This window comes from Loigolactobacillus coryniformis subsp. coryniformis KCTC 3167 = DSM 20001 (genome assembly GCF_002706425.1).
GTDB classification, from domain to species: domain Bacteria; phylum Bacillota; class Bacilli; order Lactobacillales; family Lactobacillaceae; genus Loigolactobacillus; species Loigolactobacillus coryniformis.
Genome location: NZ_CP017713.1, coordinates 1778483 through 1798194, shown reverse-complemented (window position 1 = coordinate 1798194; position 19712 = coordinate 1778483). Strand labels below are relative to the sequence as shown.

Sequence of the window (19712 nt, the reverse complement as noted above, 5' to 3'; positions counted from 1 at the left end):
ATTTAGCTGTGCTAATGATTCAATGTTCAGTTATTGTCGGAATGGAACCTTGCACTGTTCCTATGCACTCAATAACCATACTTCAAAATAAATCTGATCAGTTGCAAGCTTCTTTTTGTGTCCAAGACACTTTGTTTGAAGCAAAGTGCTGCGTTTTTTGTTAGAATATAAGGTAGTGTAAACGTAAATTAATTGTGGCTGCAGGAAGCGTAATTTGCGTATTTAATTTGTTAATAGCTAATTTTAAGGAGCTTAATATGGCCGACGATAAACATTTATTATTAATTGACGGTAATAGCGTCGCTTTTCGGGCGTTTTTTGCCTTACATTCACAGATCAACACGTTCGTTAATCACAACGGGCTGCACACGAATGCCATCTATGCCTTCAACACGATGTTAGATATTGTGTTAAAAAGCTTTGCCCCCAGCCATGTGCTGGTAGCTTTCGATGCCGGTAAAACGACTTTTCGGACGGCTAAATTTGATGATTACAAGGGGCAACGGGATAAAACACCTAGTGAGCTTTCGGAACAGTTACCGCATTTGCGCGATTTATTGACGGCTTACGGCATTCGTTCTTACGAATTGGCTAACTATGAGGCCGACGATATTATCGGGACGTTAGCGCAAGAGGCAGCAGCGCAGGGTTTTAAAGTCGATGTGGTCACTGGTGATCGCGATTTGACGCAACTGGCAACCGAAAGCGTCACCGTCAACGTGACGGTCAAAGGGGTGAACCAGTTAGAAGCCTACACGCCGGCGCACGTTGCTGAAAAATACGAACTAACGCCGCGGCAGATCATTGACATGAAAGGCTTGGCTGGTGATACTTCTGATAATTATCCTGGGGTCACCAAAGTTGGTGAAAAAACAGCGATCAAGTTATTGAAACAATTTGATAGCGTCGAAGGCATCTACGAAAATCTGGATCAGCTGAAAGCTAGCAAAATGAAGGAACATTTAGTTGCTGATCGCGCGCAGGCCTTTTTAAGTAAGGATTTAGCGACGATTCGTCAAGATGCACCACTGACGATCGGTTTGGCTGATCTAGTTTATCAAGGGCGTGATGTCGCTGCTTTGCGTGAATTTTATCAGGAAATGGATTTCAACTCATTTCTTAGTAAATTGGCAGATCCAGAAACGGAACAGGCCCGGGCAGCCATCGAATTTCAGGAACTGACGGCAGAAGCGGTGCCAGCAGTTCTGGCTAGTTTCACCGGCCCAGTAACTTTTTATTTAGAAATGCTGGATACGAATTACCATACGGCACCATTTGCTGGCTTTGTGATCGGTCAAAAGGGTCAGTGGTATGTGAGCCGCGAGGTTGAATTATTGAAGTTACCAGCTTTTACTAAGTTTTTTGCCGACCCCCAGCGAGCTAAGTTGGTTTTCGATGCCAAGCGCACCTATGTTGGGCTGAACCGGCTAGGCATCACTTTGGCGGGGATCAGCTTTGATCTATTACTGGTTTCTTATTTGCTCAACCCCAACGATAGCGGCAACGACTTAGGTAAGATCGCCCAGTTACACCAATATCGCGATGTAGCCACCGATGAAGAAGTCTATGGTAAAGGCGTTAAACGCGCAATTCCTGATGATTCGGCAGTCTTTTTCCAGCATTTAGCCCAAAAGGCACAAGCAATTGAACAATTACAGGCTAAGCTAGACCAACAATTAGTTGAAAATGAACAAGATGGTTTATTCAAGGAAATGGAACTACCCTTGGCCATTGTTTTAGCACAAATGGAGATCGCCGGTATTCGGGTTGATCCTGACCGCTTAAATCAGCTACGTAAAAACTTTGCCCAACGCATCGATGAGCTAACTAAAAAAATCTACGCCGAAGCGGAAGAAGAATTTAACATTAATTCGTCCAAACAACTAGGCGAAATTTTATTTGAAAAAATGAATCTGCCGGTGATCAAGAAAACGAAAACCGGGTATTCAACGGCAGTTGGCGTGTTGGAACAATTAAAAGCGATCGCACCGATCGCCAGTGATGTGCTTGATTATCGTGGCTTGACCAAGCTGCAATCAACCTACATTGATGGCTTATTGAAGGTGATCCATCCAGATGATGGTAAGATCCACACCACTTATTTACAGACCTTGACGGCTACAGGTCGTTTATCGTCAATTGATCCGAATTTACAAAATATCCCAGTTCGTGATGAAGATGGCCGCCAAATTCGTCAAGCCTTTGTGCCGCGGAAAGCCGGTTGGCAAATCTTTGCCGCTGATTATTCACAAATCGAATTGCGGGTTTTAGCCCACATTTCCCATGATCAGAATTTACAGGCGGCCTTTAGCGAAGGGGCGGATATTCATGCTAGCACGGCAATGCGGATCTTTGGCCTAGAAAGTGCGGCGGAAGTAACGCCTAATATGCGCCGGCAAGCTAAAGCGGTCAATTTTGGGATCGTCTATGGCATCAGTGATTACGGCTTGTCGCAAAACTTAGGTATCACCCGTAAGCAAGCTAAAACGTATATTGATAGTTATTTCCGCGAATATCCCAACGTTAAGCAATACATGGAAGATATTGTGGCGGCGGCCAAAAAATATGGTTACGTCGAAACGTTATTCCATCGGCGCCGTTATTTACCGGATATCCACTCGAAGAATTTCAATTTACGGTCATTTGCTGAACGGACAGCGATGAATACGCCGATTCAAGGTAGCGCGGCTGATATCATCAAAGTGGCGATGTTAAATATGCAAAAGGCGTTAAAGGAACAGCAGTTACAAGCAACCATGTTATTGCAGGTCCATGATGAATTAATTTTTGAGGCACCAGAAGCGGAGATCGCCACTTTAGAAAAATTGGTGCCACAAGTAATGGATGCCGCAGTTAAGTTGGAAGTGCCAATGAAGGTCGGCTACGGCAGCGGCCCAACTTGGTACGATGTTAAAAAAGGTTAGGTGAACACATGCCAGAATTACCAGAAGTTGAAACCGTCCGCCAAGGATTGCGCGGCTTGATTTTAAATAAAACAATCGCTAACGTGGAAGTCCGCTGGGGTAAGATCATCAATGGTGATAGTGCCCAGTTTGCCAATGATTTAGTTGGATTAACTTTTCAGGAGATCGACCGTCGCGGCAAATATTTATTATTTCGGCTCAGTGACGAGTTGACGATCGTTTCGCATTTGCGGATGGAGGGCAAGTACCGCGTCACGCCGCAAGCGCAAGAAGTGACCAAGCATACTCACGTTATTTTCAATTTTACTGATGGCACTGCGTTGCGCTATTTGGATACGCGTAAGTTTGGCCGAATGACCTTGATCAAAACGGGCACTGAAGATCAGGTTGGCGGCTTGAAAACGTTGGGGCCTGAGCCGACCGCAACTGATTTCACTGTGGCTGATTTTACGCAACGGTTACGCAAGCATAAAAAGGCGATCAAACCAACCTTGCTAGATCAAAAGGTGGTCGCTGGTTTAGGCAATATTTACGCGGATGAGGTGTTATGGTTAAGCCAGATTCACCCATTACAGCCAGCTAACACATTGACTAGCGCACAGATCCAGGCATTACACGACAATATTATTGCCGAATTGGCTAAAGCAATCAAAGCCAAAGGCACGACGATCCGCAGTTATACCGATGCCTATGGCGCTACCGGCGGTTTTCAATTGTCATTGCATGCGTACGGTCGCGAAGGTGAGCCCTGTGAACGTTGTGGTGTGACCATCGAAAAAATCAAAGTTGCCCAACGCGGGACCCATTTTTGCCCGCACTGTCAGGTATTGCCGGAAAGCCAGGTCAGTGCCTCATGAGTCTAGTTTTAGGTTTAACTGGGGGAATCGCTAGTGGTAAATCGACGGTTAGTCATTGGCTAGCTGAATATGGTTATCCGATCGTTGATGCAGATGTGATCGCCCGGCAAGTCGTTGCCCCAGGGACGATCGGGTTACGCCAATTGGCCACCCTATTTTCACCGGCAATTTTAACGGCTGACGGTGCACTTGATCGGCAAAAGTTAGGTCGAATCGTGTTCGCCGATCGCCGCCAGCTGGCACAATTAACGGCGATCACGGGACCCTTGATCCGCCAAGAGATCAACCGCCAATTAGTGGCGCTGAAGCACGCTAAAAAAGAATTGATCGTTTTAGATGTTCCATTATTATTCGAAGGCCACTATCAGCAAAACGCTGATTTGACTATGGTGGTCTACGTTGATGGTTCCACGCAGTTACAACGTCTGATGATTCGCAATCATTTAGATGAAGTTGCGGCTAAACAGCGCATCGCCAGTCAATGGCCGTTGATTGCTAAGCGGCAAATGGCTGACATCGTGATCGATAATAACGATTCACTTGCGGCAACTAAGCAACAAGTGGTAAAATTTTTAACACAATATGGTTTACAGAAATAAGGTGGGGCGTTGGCCTGACCTTATTTCTTTATGAAGTTGATTGATAAGATCACGTTTTAATCAATTGAATGGTATAATTTCTGTAAGTAGTCCAGTTTGGTATATTCTTGCACTGAGATACTACGTGATTTTTTGATGGGTACAAAAAACTAGGTTTCGTCCGCGCGTACCGGAATGGAATCTAGCTAGCCTAGTTTCGCTTAAATTTAAATCTGAACGCTATACAATGTTTAATTTGATAAATAAAACTTGGAACTTACTTGCCGAGGTCGATTGGATCAAACTATAATTCGGCAAGTTCTCTGGAACGTCTAAATTTATTAGCAGTTTGTGCTAATAAACAATTTTAATTGTGAAATGGAGTGTCTAACATGCAATGTCCGCGTTGCCATCATAATGGTTCCCGCGTCGTCGATTCGCGCCCAACTGATGAGGGTCGCGTTATTCGGCGGCGGCGTGAATGCGAAAATTGTAATTTTCGCTTTACGACCTTTGAACGCGTTGAACAAACACCGCTATTAGTCATTAAGAAAAATGGCACCCGTGAAGAATTTAACCGCGAGAAAATTTTACGTGGTTTGATTCGCTCGGCGGAAAAGCGGCCCGTGACGATGGAGCAAATGACTCAAATCGTTGATGAGGTCGAAAATAAAATTCGGGCATTAGGTGAAAATGAAGTGGCTTCACAGGTCATCGGTGAATACGTCATGACGTTATTAGCGGATGTCGATGAAATCACCTATATTCGTTTTGCCAGTGTTTACCGGCAATTCAAAGACGTCAATGTGTTTTTGAAAGAATTAAATGATATGGTTGACCGGGATAAACGTGCCGGTAAGTCTGATCACGAGCAGCCATCATAGTGACGAGCAGCTTGAATGATTTTGACTATCCGGTTAATTTTGCAATTTTGGCTAAAAAAGTACATTTAGAAGGAGGTATTGATGATGCAAGACGCATTTTTTAAATTAGATCCCCGTGATGGGTTTGTGGTCACCGATGCCAATTATCTTTCTGATTTTGATCGGCAAGTGCTAACGTACTTATATCAGCCATTAATGGGGACCGGCGCTTATAGTTTGTATTTGTTACTGTGGACGCAGCAGTCAGTGGCGCAAAAAGCACAGCCGCACAGTACGTTATTAGCGTTATTGAATGTTGATTTGCCGACTTTATATGAAAGTCGAATTCGTTTGGAAGCTTTAGGCCTGATCAAAACTTATCAGCAGGTTAATGCGGCTGGCCGAACTTTTACCTATGAATTATATGCACCGCAGGCACCTAATGCGTTTTTCAATGATGATCTATTAAGTTTATTGTTGTACGATGCGGTGGGTGAGGATCGTTTCACCCAATTAAAAACACAGTTCCGATTGCATCCAGTTCACCCTAGTGCAGATTTAGAAGAGGTCAGCCTGAACTTCCTCGATGTTTTCCATGTGAATTCACAGTTGTTGAATCACTTACCGGCAACGATTGCGGAGGCTAAATCCGAATTTAAAACGCAGCCACAAACAACGCAACCGCAGTTGGATCAACGGGCAACCGCGGATTTCGATTGGCCATTTTTCAAGCAACAACTGCATGCTAGCTTTGTTTCGGAGCGTGAATTGGATCAGTATCATGATCAGTTATTGACGTTACACGCATTATATGGCCTAAATGAGCTGGAACTGGCGCAATACGTGAATGAAAGCATTAATATTACGACGAATAAATTGGATTTTCCGGCGTTGAAACGTTTGGTAGCGCGGCAGCCAGCGAAAGTAGCACCAACAACAGCGTCGACGGCCGTTCCAACGCCAGCACCGCCGACGGCTACTAAAGATGCAGCGCTGTCGAAAAATGATCAGCAGTTGATCGCTGTCAGTAAGCAATTAGCACCGGTGACTTTTTTAACGCAGTTGAAGCAGCAACAAGGTGGCTACGTGACTGATAGCGAACAGCGGGTGCTGGAGCGGCTGATGAGTCGTCATGTTTTCGCTGACGCCAGTATCATCAATATTTTAAGCCACTATGTGATCAGTGTACGCAAAATGCCGACTTTGACCCAAGCGTATGTCGATGGGGTGGCCAATGGTTGGTTGCAGCATAACGTGACGACACCAGAAGCGGCAATGCAGGAAGTTAAGTCATTTTACCGGCAAAAGCAGACGCCTAAGCGCAATACGCGCAGTAAACAGCCAATTCGCAAAGAAACATTGCCAGATTGGGCTAAAGACGGTTATAAAGCGCCGAAACAGCAAGTCACTGCGGAACAACGAGCGGCGGTACAGAAGCGCTTAGCGGCATTGCAGGACAATAAGGATGGTGAGTAACGATGGAAGATATGGGTAAAAACCTGCGGATCCTGATGGATAAACGCAACTTAAATCAACACTACGATGAACTAATGGCCAAAGTCATGCGCGATCCAGCGGTTCAACAGTTTATTGCCGCCAATCGTGCGGCCATTGACCAACCGATGCTGGATCGTAGTGCCGCTAAACTATACGAGTTTGTGACCGAAAATCATAAATTTCAGGCCAAACAAACTTCATTGGCACCGGGTTACCAACCACGGCTGATCCTGAATCATCATTTTATTGATGTGACCTACGAACCGACTGCTGAATTAGTTGCGGCAGAAGAAGCGAAGGCATTACAATCACGGGTGCGTTCGATCAATATGCCGAAAAATATTCGCGAGGCGCGTTTGGGTCAATTTTATCAAGATGATGATCGTTTCGCTGCGTTAGATGCGGTGACCCTTTTTCTGGATGATTACACTAAAGCACCAAAAAAATTCCATCAAGGGTTATATCTGTATGGTAATTTTGGTGTCGGCAAGACTTATTTGTTAGGTGCATTGGCGCATGAATTAGCGGTGCGCGGTTTTCAAACCACGTTAGTGCATTTTCCAACTTTTGCCGTGGAAATGAAAAATGCCATCGGCCAAAATGATTTGACGCCGAAATTGGAGGCCATTAAGCGCTCACGAATTCTAATGATCGATGATATTGGCGCTGATTCAATGTCTAGTTGGATCCGGGATGACGTTTTAGGCGTGATCTTGCAATACCGGATGCAGGAAGAATTAGCGACGTTCTTCTCGTCGAATTTTTCTATGCAGCAACTGGAGCGAGAGCATTTAAGCGTGACCCAACGTGGCGAGCAGGAACCATTAAAAGCCAAACGAATTATGGAACGTGTGCGTTTTCTCAGTCGTGAAGTCGAATTACTCGGAAAAAATCGGCGGCGACAACCGTAAAAATTAAGTATCCGACTTGAATTTTACTTAGAGATATGGTTCAATTGGGTTATCGAAGCGGAAAGATACCGTCGACTAAGTTAGCTTTTCAGAGAGGCAAGGGTGCTGTGACTTGCTAGGCCAATAGTTGATGACCACTTTCCAAGAACTCTATGCAAAGTAGGGTCGGTCCGTTACCGTTAATAACGCTAATGAGGAAGTGTGCATGCACTTTAAATCTGGGTGGAACCGCGAAATTATCGTCCCTGAGGTCTATTTGATCTCAGGGACTTTTTATTTGCGGTTAATATTTTAAGGAGGCCAAATTCATGGCAGAACTCAAGTTAACGTTCCCCGATGGCGCAGTCAAAGACTTCGCTGCAGGAACAACCGTTGCTGATGTGGCAAAATCAATCAGCACGAGTTTAGGTAAGAAGGCAATTGCAGGTAAGTTAGATGGGCAATTAGTTGATTTAACTGCACCATTGACTAAAGACGGTAAAATCGAAATCGTGACTGCTAAAGATGAAGCTGGATTACAAGTTTTGTGGAACACCGCAAGCTTGGCTTTAGGTGCCGCATTGCACGATTTATTCCCAGCAATGACTTTTGGCGAACATGCTTTGACGGAACACGGTTTCTATTACGACACTGATAACGATGCTAAGCCAGTTTCAGTTGATGACTTAGTTGCGATCAATGATCATATGGCTAAAATCGTCGCTGACGGTGATGTGATCGAACGCGAAGTTGTTTCTAAAGCGGATGCTTTGGCTAAATTTGCTGCTGATCCTTACAAGACTAGCTTGTTAAATGACTTAGATGCTGATGAAGTCGTGCTTTATCATTTAGGCGACTTCACTGATTTTGGTGAACAAGGCGTGTTGCCAAATACGAAATTATTGAAAGTTTCCAAGTTATTGTCCGTTGCCGGCGCATACTGGCAAGGTAAATCCAGTAACAAGATGTTGCAACGGGTTTACGGGACAGCTTTCTTCAGTCAAAAGGAAATGGATGCTGACGATGCACGGCGGCAAGAAGCCCATGATCGTGATCATCGGGTGATCGGTAACCAGTTGGATCTATTCTTCGTTGATCCTAAAGTTGGCGCTGGCTTACCTTACTGGATGCCAAAAGGGGCAACGATTCGGCGGACGATCGAACGTTATATTATCGATAAAGAAGTAGCAAATGGTTACAAACACGTTTATACACCAGTTCTGATGAACTTAGATGCTTATAAGACATCTGGTCATTGGGATCATTATCGTGAAGACATGTTCCCACCAATGGACATGGGTGATGGCGAACAATTGGAATTACGGCCAATGAATTGCCCAAGCCATATTCAGATTTACAATCATCATATCCGCAGCTACCGTGAATTACCATTGCGGATCGCTGAATTAGGGATGATGCATCGTTATGAAAAATCTGGTGCACTTTCTGGGTTACAACGTGTTCGGGAAATGACTTTAAACGATGGTCATACCTTTGTTACGTTAGACCAAATTGAAGATGAATTTAAACGCATCTTGAAGTTGATGATCGAAGTTTACGCTGATTTTGACATTAACGACTATTCCTTCCGCTTAAGCTATCGTGATCCACAAAATACTGAAAAGTACTTTGACGATAACGAAATGTGGAATCGTGCGCAAACGATGTTGAAGGCGGCTATGGATGACATGGGCCTTGACTACACTGAAGCAGAAGGCGAAGCTGCTTTCTATGGTCCTAAGTTGGACGTCCAAACGAAGACTGCTTTAGGTAACGAAGAAACACTATCAACGATTCAATTAGACTTCATGTTACCAGAACGCTTTGACTTGAAGTACGTTGGTAGCGACGGTGAAGAACATCGGCCAGTTATGATCCATCGTGGTTTGGTTTCAACAATGGAACGCTTCACTGCTTACTTGACTGAAATTTACAAAGGTGCTTTCCCAACTTGGTTAGCCCCAGTCCAAGCAGTGATCATTCCAGTTAAGAACGAATTGCATTTGGACTATGCTGAACAGATCAAGTCACGGATGGCTGCTCGTGGTTTGCGGGTTGAGATCGATGATCGTAACGAAAAGATGGGCTACAAGATCCGTGAAGCCCAAACGCAAAAAATTCCGTACACCTTGGTAATTGGTGATGAAGAAAAGAGTCACGCCAGCATTTCTGTCCGCCATTACGGTGAGGACAAAGGAATCGCCCAAGATGCCAATATTTATATTGACGCCATGGTTGCCGAAGTTGGTAACTACAGTCGCACCGGTAAATTAAAGGGTACCGAAGCAAATGTAGCCCAAAAGCTTGACAAGAATCAGAAATAACCGTATACTTTAGCGTATTGAGAATTAAAGCAGAAGCAGCCCGCTTCTCGCCTAAGCTGACTAAATGTCTCTGGGCAGATAATGAACGGATCAAACCAGGTTACTGGTTTGTGGCGGGGTCTGCGGAAGCGGGCTCCGTTTTTTTCTGCAAATTTCTCGAAATTTTTGGAGGTGAATAGCCATAGCAAAAGACATGATGGTCAATGATGGGATTCGCGCACGTGAGGTTCGCTTGATCGCTGAAAATGGTGACCAATTAGGCGTTCAGAGTAAAACTGAAGCATTGCGGATTGCTGACCAAGCTAATTTGGATGTTGTTCTCGTTGCCCCAAACGCTAAGCCACCGGTAGCGCGGATCATGGATTACGGTAAGTATCGCTTTGAATTGCAAAAGAAACAACGTGATGCCCGTAAGAAACAAAAAATCGTTAGCATCAAAGAAGTCCGTTTGAGTCCTACGATCGACGAAAATGACTTTAATACCAAGCTTAAGAATGCACGTAAGTTTTTAGCTAAGGGTGACAAAGTTAAAGCATCAATTCGTTTCCGTGGCCGGGCAATTACCCATAAGGAAATTGGCCGTGAAGTACTCAAGCACTTGGCCGATGAGACTAAGGACATTGCAACGGTTATCGCGCAACCCAAGATGGACGGGCGTAGCATGTCGATGATGTTACAACCAATCGCCGAGAAGCAGTAGTATTTTATACTACAAGGTGCGATCAGTAATGAACGCACAACCATTAATATTGTTTGGAAAGACTGTGACGGCAGTTTTTCGCCACAGTCTTCTGTAGGGAGGAAGATTAATTATGCCAAAGCAAAAAACACATCGTGCATCAGCAAAACGTTTCAAGAAAACCGGTAACGGCGGATTGTTACGTCATCACGCTTACACGAGCCACCGTTTCCATGGTAAAACTAAGAAACAACGTCGTTTCTTGGCTAAGCCAGGCATGGTTTCCGCTAGCGATATGAAGCGGATCAAACAAATGCTATCCCAAATGAAGTAAGGTAGCATCGATCGATTAAATTTTTAGGTAACTTCGTGCTCCTAAGTTTTCACAATAGTGAAACGCCGAAGTATTTGAGGAGGAATTTCAATGCCACGTGTTAAAGGTGGAACAGTGACGCGCAAACGTCGTAAAAAGGTTTTAAAATTAGCTAAAGGTTATCGCGGTTCAAAACATCGTTTGTTCAAAACAGCAAACACTCAAGTAATGGTTTCATACCGTTATGCTTTCCGTGATCGTCGTCAGGTTAAACGTGATTTCCGTAAATTATGGATCGCTCGTATTAACGCAGCAGCACGTTTGAATGACATTAGCTACAGCAAATTGATGCACGGTTTGAAAGTTGCTGGCATCGACATTAACCGCAAGATGTTAGCAGAACTTGCCGTTAGTGACGCTAAAGCATTTTCTGACTTAGCAGAACAAGCAAAATCAGCTATTGCCAAATAATAATTTGGTTTAAAAAAAGTTGTGCTCAGCGCGAGCACAACTTTTTTATTTCATTACGATAATTTTGCCAGGTTGATGATGTTGTTCAAGTAATTGATGTGCGGCTCGTACGCCCGCCACATCAAAGGTAAATTTTGCTGCCACTGGCAGCTGCAATTGTTGGTGGGTATAAAGTTCTAGTAGATAGGTTAGTGCTGGGCGATCACGGAAGCCTTTTTCTGGTTGGAAAGCCAGGGCTTCGATGTTGTCGCTAGTTGGTGGTACCGCGTTTAAACTGACGTAACGGCCATTTTCGGCAACATGGGCTAGCCCCTGAGCCTGATCACGACCACCACTAACGGCGTTGATCACGATATCAGCATGAACGTTACTAGCAGCGAGATCGGTCGTACTGATGAATTGATCAACGCCTAATTGTTGTACGTACTCAGCATTTGTTGCACTGGCAACGCCGGTAACGTAGGCGCCTTGTGCTTTAGCAATTTGTACCAGCATACTGCCAACACCACCAGCTGCGCCCTCAACTAGCAGACTTTGGCCGGTCTGTAATTGCAATTTCACCAGTAATAAATTATAAGCCGTAATACCGACTGAAGGTAAACCAACGAGCGCACTTAGCGGTGTGTTAGCTGGCACTTTGGCACTTTGGCAATTTTATTATGTGAGAGCGCCACTTGCTCAGCATAAGCGCCTAAGTTACTGTGACCGACGACGAGATCACCCACTTCGTAATCAGTGACTTGTTCGCCAACTGCACGAATAGTGCCAATGACATCTGTGCCGGGAACGATTGGAAAGGCCAATGGTCGATCTACAGCATGTTCGCCGCGACGTAGTGCAGCATCATAAGGATTCAGGGCAAATCCGGCCACATCGAGCAAAACTCGAATCGGCGACAATGTCGGTGTAGGCTGTTCGATCGTTTCGAAAACAGTGGCATCGCCAAAATGATTAAAACCAAAACTTTGCATAAACTCAGTCCTTTCGTCGAGCAGTTAAAAATGATTTTTATGCGGCTTGCTCCTAAATTTTATATGGGCCAGGCGCGTAGGTGGGTTACGTCTCATCTTGATGACGATTGAGCAGCGATAGTCAGTATAATCAGGGATGAACAATGGTTTCAAGATGATTACCACGTAGACTTTAGTTGTAGCATACGGCAAATTTAGCTAACTGCAAAGTAATTGGCTTTTAGGCTAAATGGTGGCAAAAGCTAAGATTACTTTTTCAAACACGATCTAGGCGGGTGCAATTTGTCGGGCTTTCCCTTATAATGGAATGTTGAGATGTAAAACGATATAGATGTTGAGAGGTTATTATGTTTTTAAACTATAAACCGACTTGGATGGTGGCCAAAATCACCCAGCTGACAGCAGCCGATTTACGGCGTCAGGGAATCAAGGCAATTCTAACTGATTTGGATAATACGTTGATTGCTTGGGATAATCCTACTGGGACACCAGAACTGCGTACATGGATCAAGACAATGCAGGACAGCGGTATGCCAGTGGTTGTCGTTTCCAATAATAGTGCTGCGCGGATCAGTCGGGCAGTCGCTAGTATGAAGCTACCATTTATCGCGCGGGCGTTGAAGCCATTATCGATCGGCATTCGCCGGGCTAAGGTACAATTAAATCTATCCAGTGATGAACTAGTCATGGTGGGCGATCAACTGATCACCGATATGATCGCGGCTAATAGCAGTCATATCCGGACTGTTTTGGTGCGGCCATTGATCGAGACGGATGCGTGGAATACACGGATCAATCGCTTTTTTGAAAAATTTTTAATGCGTCGCTTACGGCGGCGCCATCCTGAGTTACAGTGGAAGGAGCGTTTAGATGGCTGAAACAGAGACAGAGCCATTATATTGTATTGGTTGTGGGGCCCAGATTCAGACGACGGACCCCGATGCTGCTGGCTATACACCAGCGTCAGCATTAGAAAAAGGTTTAGCGGCTGGCGAGGTTTATTGTCAGCGGTGTTTCCGGTTACGGCATTATAACGAGATCTCCGACGTCCGCTTAACTGACGATGATTTCTTGAAGTTATTGACCCAGATCGGTGATACTGACGCTTTGATCGTCAACGTGATCGATATCTTCGATTTTTCCGGTAGTATTATTCCTGGCTTACACCGTTTTGTCGGTAAAAATCCAGTGCTATTGGTCGGTAACAAGGTCGACGTCTTACCTAAGTCAGTTAAACGTGGTAAGGTCCGTCATTGGCTGCAAGAGCAGGCGCATGCCGTTGGTTTGCGGCCATTAGATGTGTTATTGACCAGCGCTAAAAGTGGTTACGAGCTGGATGAATTGTTAGCGGCGATTGATAAATATCGTGCTGGTCGCGATGTTTATGTCGTTGGTGTGACTAACGTTGGGAAATCAACGTTGATCAATCAGATCATCAAGCGTACTACCGGTACTCAAGATTTGATCACGACTTCACGTTTTCCAGGCACGACCTTAGATAAGATCGAGATTCCATTAGATGATGGCCATCAGCTGATCGACACACCAGGGATCATTCACCGGGAACAAATGGCTTATTATTTAGGCCCGAAAGATCTGCGCTTAGTCGCACCACAAAAGCCGATCAAACCGAAAACGTTCCAATTAAATAGTGAACAAACACTATTTTTAGGTGGTTTGGCCCGCTTTGATTATGAACGCGGTCCGCACACTGGCTTTACTTTGTATTTGGATAATAATTTATTGGTTCACCGTACTAAGTTAAGCAACGCCGATGATTTTTATGACCGCCAAGCTGGTAAATTATTACAGCCGCCGCGGCCTAATGAATTGGCTGATTTCCCACCACTAGCACGGATCCAATTTACGCCTAAGGTCAAAAGCGACTTAGTATTCGCTGGCTTAGGCTGGATCACTGTACCAGCAGGTATCACAGTTAGTGGCTGGGCACCAGAAGGCGTTGCCGTTACGATGCGGCCCGCTTTGATCTAGAACTTAAAATTAGGGAAACGTGCTAAAAAGGGTAGATTATAAACTTTTAGCGTTAATTTAGCCTAGACGTCGTTGTAAAAGCAGCTTTTTCAACGGACGTTGCACATTTGAAAGGATACTTTATGACTTTAACTGGGAAACAAAAAAGATTTTTACGGGCGCGGGCTAATCGGCTTCGTCCGGAGTTCCATGTTGGTAAAAACGGCATTAATACTGCCTTTTTAACGCAGATCGATGATAGTATTGCGCGTCATGAGTTATTGAAAATTAATTTATTACAAAATACAGATTTAACACCTGCTGAAGTAGCAGCTGAACTAACCAGCCAAATTCCAGGATTAGAAGTGCCGCAAATTATTGGCCGTGTAGTCTTGTTGTACCGGCCAGCACTTAAAGAAAAATACCGGCGGTTATCGCTACAAGTGGCAGCGTTGTAAAATAAAGAGGTGACATTGAAACGGTGAGAACGTTAACGCAACCAGTGATCACAGTAGAAATGAAGGAAGAAATTCTCGGGAGTCAGCATAAAAAGCAAGTTGGCATTATGGGTGGTACCTTTAATCCGCCACATTTAGGCCATTTAGTGATGGCTGAATCAGTCGGTTCCCAGTTAGGTCTGGAAAAAGTCTTATTTATGCCGGATGCACAACCACCACATCAAGCAACTAAAACCACTATTGCAGCTAAACATCGGCTAGCCATGGTGGAACGCGCGATCGATGGCAATTCGCGTTTTGAATTGGAACGTGCTGAGATCGATCGTGGTGGTGTCAGTTACACCTATGATACGATGGTCACGCTTAAACAGCAGCATCCCGATACTGATTTTTATTTTATCATTGGCGCCGATATGGTGAAGGACTTGCCTAATTGGCACCGTATCGACGATTTATTGAAGTTAGTTCAATTTGTCGGCGTGAAACGGCCTGAATTTCCGGCAGAAAGTCGTTATCCTGTTTTGTGGGTCGACGCCCCCTTACTAGATATCAGCTCATCGTTGATTCGGCAGCGGATCAGCCAGAATTGTTCCGTGCGCTATCTGGTGCCGGACGCTGTTTTAGATTATATTGAAGAAGAAGGTCTGTACCGTGAAAAACACTAACCAAGATTACTCAGCGTTTGTTGCGCTGTCACGGGATGAATTATTGGCACGGCTGGAGGCACAATTAAGTGCCGGACGTTTTGCCCATGTGCAGCGGGTCGAACAAACGGCGATCAGATTAGCCCAGCAGTATGGTGCTGACGTTCAGCGAGCAGGATTAGCTGGTTTAGTGCACGATTACGCCAAGCAACGCTCAGACGCCGAATTTAAGCAAATTATTCGCCAGCAGCAATTTGATCCTGAACTATTGACGGCGAATAACGGTATCTGGCACGGCGTTGTCGGTGCTTACCTAATCGAGCACGAACTCGGTATTCATGACCAGCAAGTCCTCAATGCGGTTCGCCGTCACACGATTGGCGCCGTTGAAATGACTGCCTTAGATAAAATTATTTTTGTAGCGGATTTTATTGAACCAGGACGTGATTTTCCGAATGTGGAACAAGCGCGTGCAGCTGCCAATGAAAGTTTAGACGTCGGTGTACGTTTTGAGATCATTAATACCCTGAAGTTCTTAATTGCAAAACAAGTTAATATTTACCCCAAGACTATCGATACCTATAACGCTTGGGTCGCTGGTCGAGCATAAGATAAAGGGCCATGTTTCAACTTGGCGAACTAGGCCATAGTTGAATAGTCACTGTCACTCATTTTTTGACAACCTTAATTAGGTTAGTATTTAATATTAAGAATATTTGCTAACTAGAACTTACCCTACCGATGTTGATTGGACTAAGCCATAACCCGGCAAGTCCAAGTCGCACCGTCTGGAACATCCGGATTTATTAGCGGTTGATGCTAATAAATAACCTTAATCGTAGAATAGGGCCATGTTTCAACTTGGCGAATTAAGCCATAGTTGAATGGTCACCGTCTGGAACATCTGGATTTATTAGCGGTTGATGCTAATAAATAACCTTAATCGTAGAATAGGAGCACTATTTTGAACAGTAAAGAAATTTTAGAGATTGCTGTCCGTGCGGCAGATAGTAAACGCGCAGAAGATATTATTGCCTTAGACGTCCGTGAGGTCAGTTTATTGGCTGACTATTTTGTTGTCATGCAAGGTGGGTCCAAACGCCAAATGGACGCCATTTTAGAAGAAATTATGGAAAAAGAAGAGGACGCGGGCATCACGGTCAAACGAGTTGAAGGTAAGAATTCCGATAAATGGGTTCTGCTTGACCTCGGTGATGTGGTCGTTAATATCTTCAATCCTGAAGAACGGGCTTATTATAATTTGGAAAAATTATGGGCCAACGCTGAGAATGTTGATTTAACGGCGTGGATCGAAGCATGATCTATCAAACATTTGCCACTTTATATGATGAAATGATGGACACTGATCTTTATGATCAGTGGCTTTCTTTTGTTGCGCAGAATGCTGGCCGGCCGCAGCCGCGAACCTTAGAGTTAGCCTGCGGTACGGGGATTTTAGCCACTAAATTGGCCCAAGCCGGTTATGACGTTACCGGTTTTGATTTATCAATGGATATGTTAACGGTGGCGCAACAAAATGCAACTGAGGCGGATGTCTCAATGGCTCTGGTACAAGGCGATATGCGTGAACTCGATGGCTTGGACGATTACGAATTGGTGACTTGCTTAGACGATTCATTGTGCTATATGCCTAATTTGGCAGATGTCACAACTGTTTTTCAGCAAGTCGCACAACATTTAGTTAGCGGCGGCCGCTTTTTATTTGATATGCATTCACTGTACCAAATGGATGAACTATTCCCGGGCTATATGTACAATTACAAAAATGAAACGACTGCGTTTATGTGGACCAGTTATTTAGGCGAACAGCCGCATTCGATCGAACATGATCTAACGTTCTTTGTTTGGGATGAGTCGATTCAAGGCTATCAAGCATTAAGCGAATTACATCGCGAGCGGACTTATCCATTGGTTGATATCAAGCAGGCACTGCAGGATAGCGGCTTTAAAAACGTACAGGTCAGTGCTGATTTTGGTAAAAGTGCGGTTGCGGCCGACAGCGTTCGCTGGTTCTTTACCGCAGAAAAAGCTTAAGCAATTAAGCGGTGTTGCAACGATTAAGTGGGAGGTAAGGTAAATGCGCGCGGTTGGATTAGTGGTTGAATATAATCCGTTGCACAATGGACATTTATACCATTTACAGGCTGCACGGCAGCTTTCAGGCGCTGAAGTCGTCGTCGCGGTGATGAGTGGTAATTTTTTGCAGCGCGGTGAACCGGCGATCCTCGATAAATGGACGCGGGCACAGGCGGCATTAGCCCATGGTGTCGATTTGATCGTCGAATTGCCGTTTGCTAATGCGGTCGCCCCGGCGGATCGTTTTGCCAGTGGTGCCCTAAATTTACTAGCGACCTTGCAGTGTGATAGTCTGGTTTTTGGTACTGAAAATACAACGATCGATTATCAAAGTGTTGGCCGTCAATTGGCGATATTACCTGATCTGCATGAGTATTTTCGCGATTATCAGCAAACCTACGCCACCCAACTAAATCACTTTTACCAAGAAACTCTGCACTTAAATATTGATGCACCCAATCAACTATTAGGGCTAAGCTACGCAACAGCTAATGCACGATTAAAGCGACCACTGCGGTTATTACCGCTGGCGCGTAAGAATGCTCAGTATCAGGATCAAGAACTGAATGGCTCAACGATTGCCAGTGCCACTGCGATCCGGCGCTTAGCTTTGGGGCAAACCACGGCGGAGCAAAGTTTGGCTACCGTAGTACCGGCGGATATTCTTCAGGCACTGCAGCAGCAAAAATTGTTGACGTGGGCAGATTTTTTTCCGTATCTCCGTTATCGTATTTTAAGTACGCCACTTGCTGAGCTGGGCCAGATCTACCAAATGACTGAAGGCTTAGAGCATCGTTTTCACAGTGTGATCAAGCAAGTTAATGATTTTCCCAGCTTATTGCGGGCATTGAAGACGAAACGCTATACGTATACGCGGCTGCAGCGTTTATGCTTGTATGTTTTATTAAATATTCGTGAACCAGCTATTCGGCAAGTTGAGCAGCAACCGTACGTTCATTTACTCGGTTTTAGCCAGCGCGGGCAGGCTTATTTGCATCAGATCAAGGAACAATTAGATTTGCCACTAATCGCCCGGGTCAGTCAAAAAATTGGGCACGAGCAGGGCTTATTAGGCTTGGAAGTACGAGTGGACGATATTTATGCCCAATTAAATGGGCACGAGCAGAATTTTAATCGCCCGCCATTACGGGTAAAATAAAAGGCCGCGACAAAAGTAAGCTTGTCGTGACCTTATTTTGTTTGCTGGCATTTATTTGCGCCAAAAACTCGTGGTGTTAGCTTTATCCTGTAAGTTAAAGCGGATGATCTGTTCCAAAAGGGTGTAGTTGACTGGGCTCGTCCACGGCAGCTGGATCAGTTGCTTGGTGTGCTGGTAGCCGGCAGCTTTGATTGCCGCAGAAAATTGGTTGATACCGGCGGCTTCAGGGGCAACGGCTAGATGCTTTTTAGAATTACTGAAGCCGATAATAAACGTGTCATGGTCGGTGAACATTGGCTGATTCCAAGCGATCCGCGGAGCCAATTGAGGGAAAGTCGTGCTGACCCAAGTGAGGACTTCTTGTGTGCGTTCACGTTGTTCCGGCGCGGTTTTAGCCAGATGATCGGTGAAAATTTCGGTTGTCATGGTTTAGCTCCTCTACTCCATAATAGTGGATAATATTTGTAACCAGAATCTCAGCTGCTACAGGCGATGGAACTTAGCCTTACCGGCGTTTTGTTGAGTAAGTTCAATATCGCATGCTTGCTAGAAATCAAGTACCACTGCAAGAAACAGTCGTTATTCCGCTTGGTTTTGAGGCCACCGTGTACTTGGACGTGACGGCAGTAAGGTGAGGATAAAGAACCAAATTGTTCCAATGATTGGAATCAGTTCGATCAAGATCCAGCCAGCACTACGGTCGGTATCATGTAACCGCCGTGCTTTTAAAGTGAAAGTTGCGATCCAGACTAGTAGCAGGATCACGTTGCCAGCAGTGTTAGCGCCTAAATCAGTCCAAGTGTAAATTTCCGACCACGGATGGCCAAGAATTACTTGTAAAAGTGCCGTTAAAATAATACCTAGAAAATAATTTATGATGACTGGCCACCAATATTGCCGGCGTGTTGCTGTTTTGTTCCAAGTCAGAATATTTTGCCAGAATTCACGATAACTAGGGACTGTCTGAAAACTAAAAATTCAGGTATAATCTGAGGAAAAACGAATCGAGGCATTCC

The 19712-nt window shown here is 44.8% G+C and carries 22 protein-coding genes; 18 read left to right on the top strand and 4 right to left on the bottom strand.

The window, feature by feature from the left end:
• Positions 1-257 precede the first annotated feature (257 nt).
• The 10 genes from polA to rplT all read left to right on the top strand — a co-directional run bounded on the left by polA (position 258) and on the right by rplT (position 11396).
• Positions 258-2924 (top strand): DNA polymerase I, encoded by a 2667-nt coding sequence (gene polA, locus LC20001_RS08820; protein WP_010011005.1) that lies wholly within the window; start codon positions 258-260, stop codon positions 2922-2924.
• 8 nt (positions 2925-2932) lie between these two features.
• Positions 2933-3781: a DNA-formamidopyrimidine glycosylase gene (gene mutM / locus LC20001_RS08815; RefSeq protein WP_010011006.1), complete on the top strand. Its 849-nt coding sequence runs from the start codon at positions 2933-2935 to the stop codon at positions 3779-3781.
• A complete protein-coding gene (coaE, locus tag LC20001_RS08810) occupies positions 3778-4380 on the top strand; it encodes a dephospho-CoA kinase (RefSeq protein ID WP_004562623.1) in 603 nt (200 codons plus the stop codon). The genes mutM and coaE overlap by 4 nt, the downstream gene beginning before the upstream one ends.
• A 371-nt stretch (positions 4381-4751) precedes the next feature.
• Positions 4752-5243, top strand: coding sequence for a transcriptional regulator NrdR (nrdR, locus tag LC20001_RS08805; RefSeq protein WP_004562622.1), 492 nt, complete (start codon positions 4752-4754; stop codon positions 5241-5243).
• A gap of 84 nt (positions 5244-5327) precedes the next feature.
• Positions 5328-6698, top strand: coding sequence for a replication initiation and membrane attachment family protein (locus tag LC20001_RS08800; protein ID WP_010011010.1), 1371 nt, complete (start codon positions 5328-5330; stop codon positions 6696-6698).
• Positions 6699-6700: 2 nt separating this feature from the next.
• Complete coding sequence (gene dnaI, locus LC20001_RS08795; RefSeq protein WP_010011011.1) at positions 6701-7630, top strand: primosomal protein DnaI; 930 nt, start codon at positions 6701-6703, stop codon at positions 7628-7630.
• Between the two features lie 308 nt (positions 7631-7938).
• Positions 7939-9933: a threonine--tRNA ligase gene (thrS, locus tag LC20001_RS08790; protein ID WP_010011012.1), complete on the top strand. Its 1995-nt coding sequence runs from the start codon at positions 7939-7941 to the stop codon at positions 9931-9933.
• Positions 9934-10129: 196 nt separating this feature from the next.
• Positions 10130-10633: a translation initiation factor IF-3 gene (infC, locus tag LC20001_RS08785; protein ID WP_004562618.1), complete on the top strand. Its 504-nt coding sequence runs from the start codon at positions 10130-10132 to the stop codon at positions 10631-10633.
• A 112-nt stretch (positions 10634-10745) separates the two neighbouring features.
• Positions 10746-10946 (top strand): 50S ribosomal protein L35, encoded by a 201-nt coding sequence (gene rpmI / locus LC20001_RS08780; protein WP_010011013.1) that lies wholly within the window; start codon positions 10746-10748, stop codon positions 10944-10946.
• Positions 10947-11036: 90 nt separating this feature from the next.
• Positions 11037-11396, top strand: coding sequence for a 50S ribosomal protein L20 (rplT, locus tag LC20001_RS08775; protein ID WP_004562617.1), 360 nt, complete (start codon positions 11037-11039; stop codon positions 11394-11396).
• A gap of 45 nt (positions 11397-11441) precedes the next feature.
• Here the strand turns inward: rplT and LC20001_RS14600 are convergent, their stop codons facing one another.
• Positions 11442-12032, bottom strand: a complete 591-nt coding sequence (locus LC20001_RS14600; protein ID WP_225358768.1) for a zinc-binding dehydrogenase — start codon at positions 12030-12032, stop codon at positions 11442-11444.
• Positions 12011-12367, bottom strand: coding sequence for an alcohol dehydrogenase catalytic domain-containing protein (locus tag LC20001_RS14595; protein ID WP_225358761.1), 357 nt, complete (start codon positions 12365-12367; stop codon positions 12011-12013). Before LC20001_RS14595 ends, LC20001_RS14600 begins: the two co-directional genes overlap by 22 nt.
• Positions 12368-12714: 347 nt before the next feature.
• On the opposite strand from LC20001_RS14595, the gene LC20001_RS08765 reads away from it, so the two are divergent.
• The 8 genes from LC20001_RS08765 (at position 12715) to LC20001_RS08730 (ending at position 18696) form a co-directional block, all read left to right on the top strand.
• A complete protein-coding gene (locus LC20001_RS08765; protein WP_003679314.1) occupies positions 12715-13245 on the top strand; it encodes a YqeG family HAD IIIA-type phosphatase in 531 nt (176 codons plus the stop codon).
• Positions 13238-14359 (top strand): ribosome biogenesis GTPase YqeH, encoded by a 1122-nt coding sequence (gene yqeH / locus LC20001_RS08760; protein ID WP_003679313.1) that lies wholly within the window; start codon positions 13238-13240, stop codon positions 14357-14359. The genes LC20001_RS08765 and yqeH overlap by 8 nt, the downstream gene beginning before the upstream one ends.
• A 122-nt stretch (positions 14360-14481) precedes the next feature.
• Positions 14482-14796, top strand: coding sequence for a YhbY family RNA-binding protein (locus tag LC20001_RS08755; protein WP_010011014.1), 315 nt, complete (start codon positions 14482-14484; stop codon positions 14794-14796).
• Positions 14797-14855: 59 nt separating this feature from the next.
• Positions 14856-15461 carry a nicotinate-nucleotide adenylyltransferase gene (locus tag LC20001_RS08750; RefSeq protein WP_081455906.1) on the top strand — a complete coding sequence of 202 codons (606 nt, stop codon included), beginning with the start codon at positions 14856-14858 and terminating at the stop codon, positions 15459-15461.
• Positions 15448-16050, top strand: a complete 603-nt coding sequence (yqeK, locus tag LC20001_RS08745) for a bis(5'-nucleosyl)-tetraphosphatase (symmetrical) YqeK (RefSeq protein ID WP_010011017.1) — start codon at positions 15448-15450, stop codon at positions 16048-16050. Before LC20001_RS08750 ends, yqeK begins: the two co-directional genes overlap by 14 nt.
• A gap of 351 nt (positions 16051-16401) precedes the next feature.
• A complete protein-coding gene (rsfS, locus tag LC20001_RS08740) occupies positions 16402-16761 on the top strand; it encodes a ribosome silencing factor (protein ID WP_029507784.1) in 360 nt (119 codons plus the stop codon).
• Positions 16758-17495, top strand: a complete 738-nt coding sequence (locus LC20001_RS08735) for a class I SAM-dependent DNA methyltransferase (RefSeq protein WP_003679311.1) — start codon at positions 16758-16760, stop codon at positions 17493-17495. The genes rsfS and LC20001_RS08735 overlap by 4 nt, the downstream gene beginning before the upstream one ends.
• Positions 17496-17538: 43 nt before the next feature.
• On the top strand, positions 17539-18696 hold the full coding sequence (locus LC20001_RS08730) for a nucleotidyltransferase (RefSeq protein WP_003679309.1): 1158 nt from the start codon (positions 17539-17541) through the stop codon (positions 18694-18696).
• Between the two features lie 51 nt (positions 18697-18747).
• Here the strand turns inward: LC20001_RS08730 and LC20001_RS08725 are convergent, their stop codons facing one another.
• Together LC20001_RS08725 and LC20001_RS08720 are read right to left on the bottom strand one after the other, a co-directional pair.
• Positions 18748-19122, bottom strand: coding sequence for an iron chaperone (locus LC20001_RS08725; protein ID WP_010011019.1), 375 nt, complete (start codon positions 19120-19122; stop codon positions 18748-18750).
• A 153-nt stretch (positions 19123-19275) separates the two neighbouring features.
• A complete protein-coding gene (locus tag LC20001_RS08720) occupies positions 19276-19674 on the bottom strand; it encodes a DUF805 domain-containing protein (RefSeq protein WP_035457443.1) in 399 nt (132 codons plus the stop codon).
• Between the last annotated feature and the right edge of the window lie 38 nt (positions 19675-19712).

Excerpts from the sequence above, each read along its gene's own strand:
- LC20001_RS08725 (WP_010011019.1), bottom strand. The coding sequence starts at position 19,122 with ATGACAACCGAAATTTTCACCGATCATCTGGCTAAAACCGCGCCGGAA.
- yqeH (WP_003679313.1), top strand. The coding sequence starts at position 13,238 with ATGGCTGAAACAGAGACAGAGCCATTATATTGTATTGGTTGTGGGGCC.
- LC20001_RS08750 (WP_081455906.1), top strand. The coding sequence starts at position 14,856 with ATGAAGGAAGAAATTCTCGGGAGTCAGCATAAAAAGCAAGTTGGCATT.
- LC20001_RS14595 (WP_225358761.1), bottom strand. The coding sequence starts at position 12,367 with ATGCAAAGTTTTGGTTTTAATCATTTTGGCGATGCCACTGTTTTCGAA.
- polA (WP_010011005.1), top strand. The coding sequence starts at position 258 with ATGGCCGACGATAAACATTTATTATTAATTGACGGTAATAGCGTCGCT.
- rpmI (WP_010011013.1), top strand. The coding sequence starts at position 10,746 with ATGCCAAAGCAAAAAACACATCGTGCATCAGCAAAACGTTTCAAGAAA.
- infC (WP_004562618.1), top strand. The coding sequence starts at position 10,130 with ATGGTCAATGATGGGATTCGCGCACGTGAGGTTCGCTTGATCGCTGAA.
- coaE (WP_004562623.1), top strand. The coding sequence starts at position 3,778 with ATGAGTCTAGTTTTAGGTTTAACTGGGGGAATCGCTAGTGGTAAATCG.
- LC20001_RS08765 (WP_003679314.1), top strand. The coding sequence starts at position 12,715 with ATGTTTTTAAACTATAAACCGACTTGGATGGTGGCCAAAATCACCCAG.
- dnaI (WP_010011011.1), top strand. The coding sequence starts at position 6,701 with ATGGAAGATATGGGTAAAAACCTGCGGATCCTGATGGATAAACGCAAC.
- mutM (WP_010011006.1), top strand. The coding sequence starts at position 2,933 with ATGCCAGAATTACCAGAAGTTGAAACCGTCCGCCAAGGATTGCGCGGC.
- LC20001_RS08735 (WP_003679311.1), top strand. The coding sequence starts at position 16,758 with ATGATCTATCAAACATTTGCCACTTTATATGATGAAATGATGGACACT.
- rplT (WP_004562617.1), top strand. The coding sequence starts at position 11,037 with ATGCCACGTGTTAAAGGTGGAACAGTGACGCGCAAACGTCGTAAAAAG.
- LC20001_RS08730 (WP_003679309.1), top strand. The coding sequence starts at position 17,539 with ATGCGCGCGGTTGGATTAGTGGTTGAATATAATCCGTTGCACAATGGA.
- thrS (WP_010011012.1), top strand. The coding sequence starts at position 7,939 with ATGGCAGAACTCAAGTTAACGTTCCCCGATGGCGCAGTCAAAGACTTC.
- LC20001_RS08800 (WP_010011010.1), top strand. The coding sequence starts at position 5,328 with ATGCAAGACGCATTTTTTAAATTAGATCCCCGTGATGGGTTTGTGGTC.
- LC20001_RS08755 (WP_010011014.1), top strand. The coding sequence starts at position 14,482 with ATGACTTTAACTGGGAAACAAAAAAGATTTTTACGGGCGCGGGCTAAT.
- nrdR (WP_004562622.1), top strand. The coding sequence starts at position 4,752 with ATGCAATGTCCGCGTTGCCATCATAATGGTTCCCGCGTCGTCGATTCG.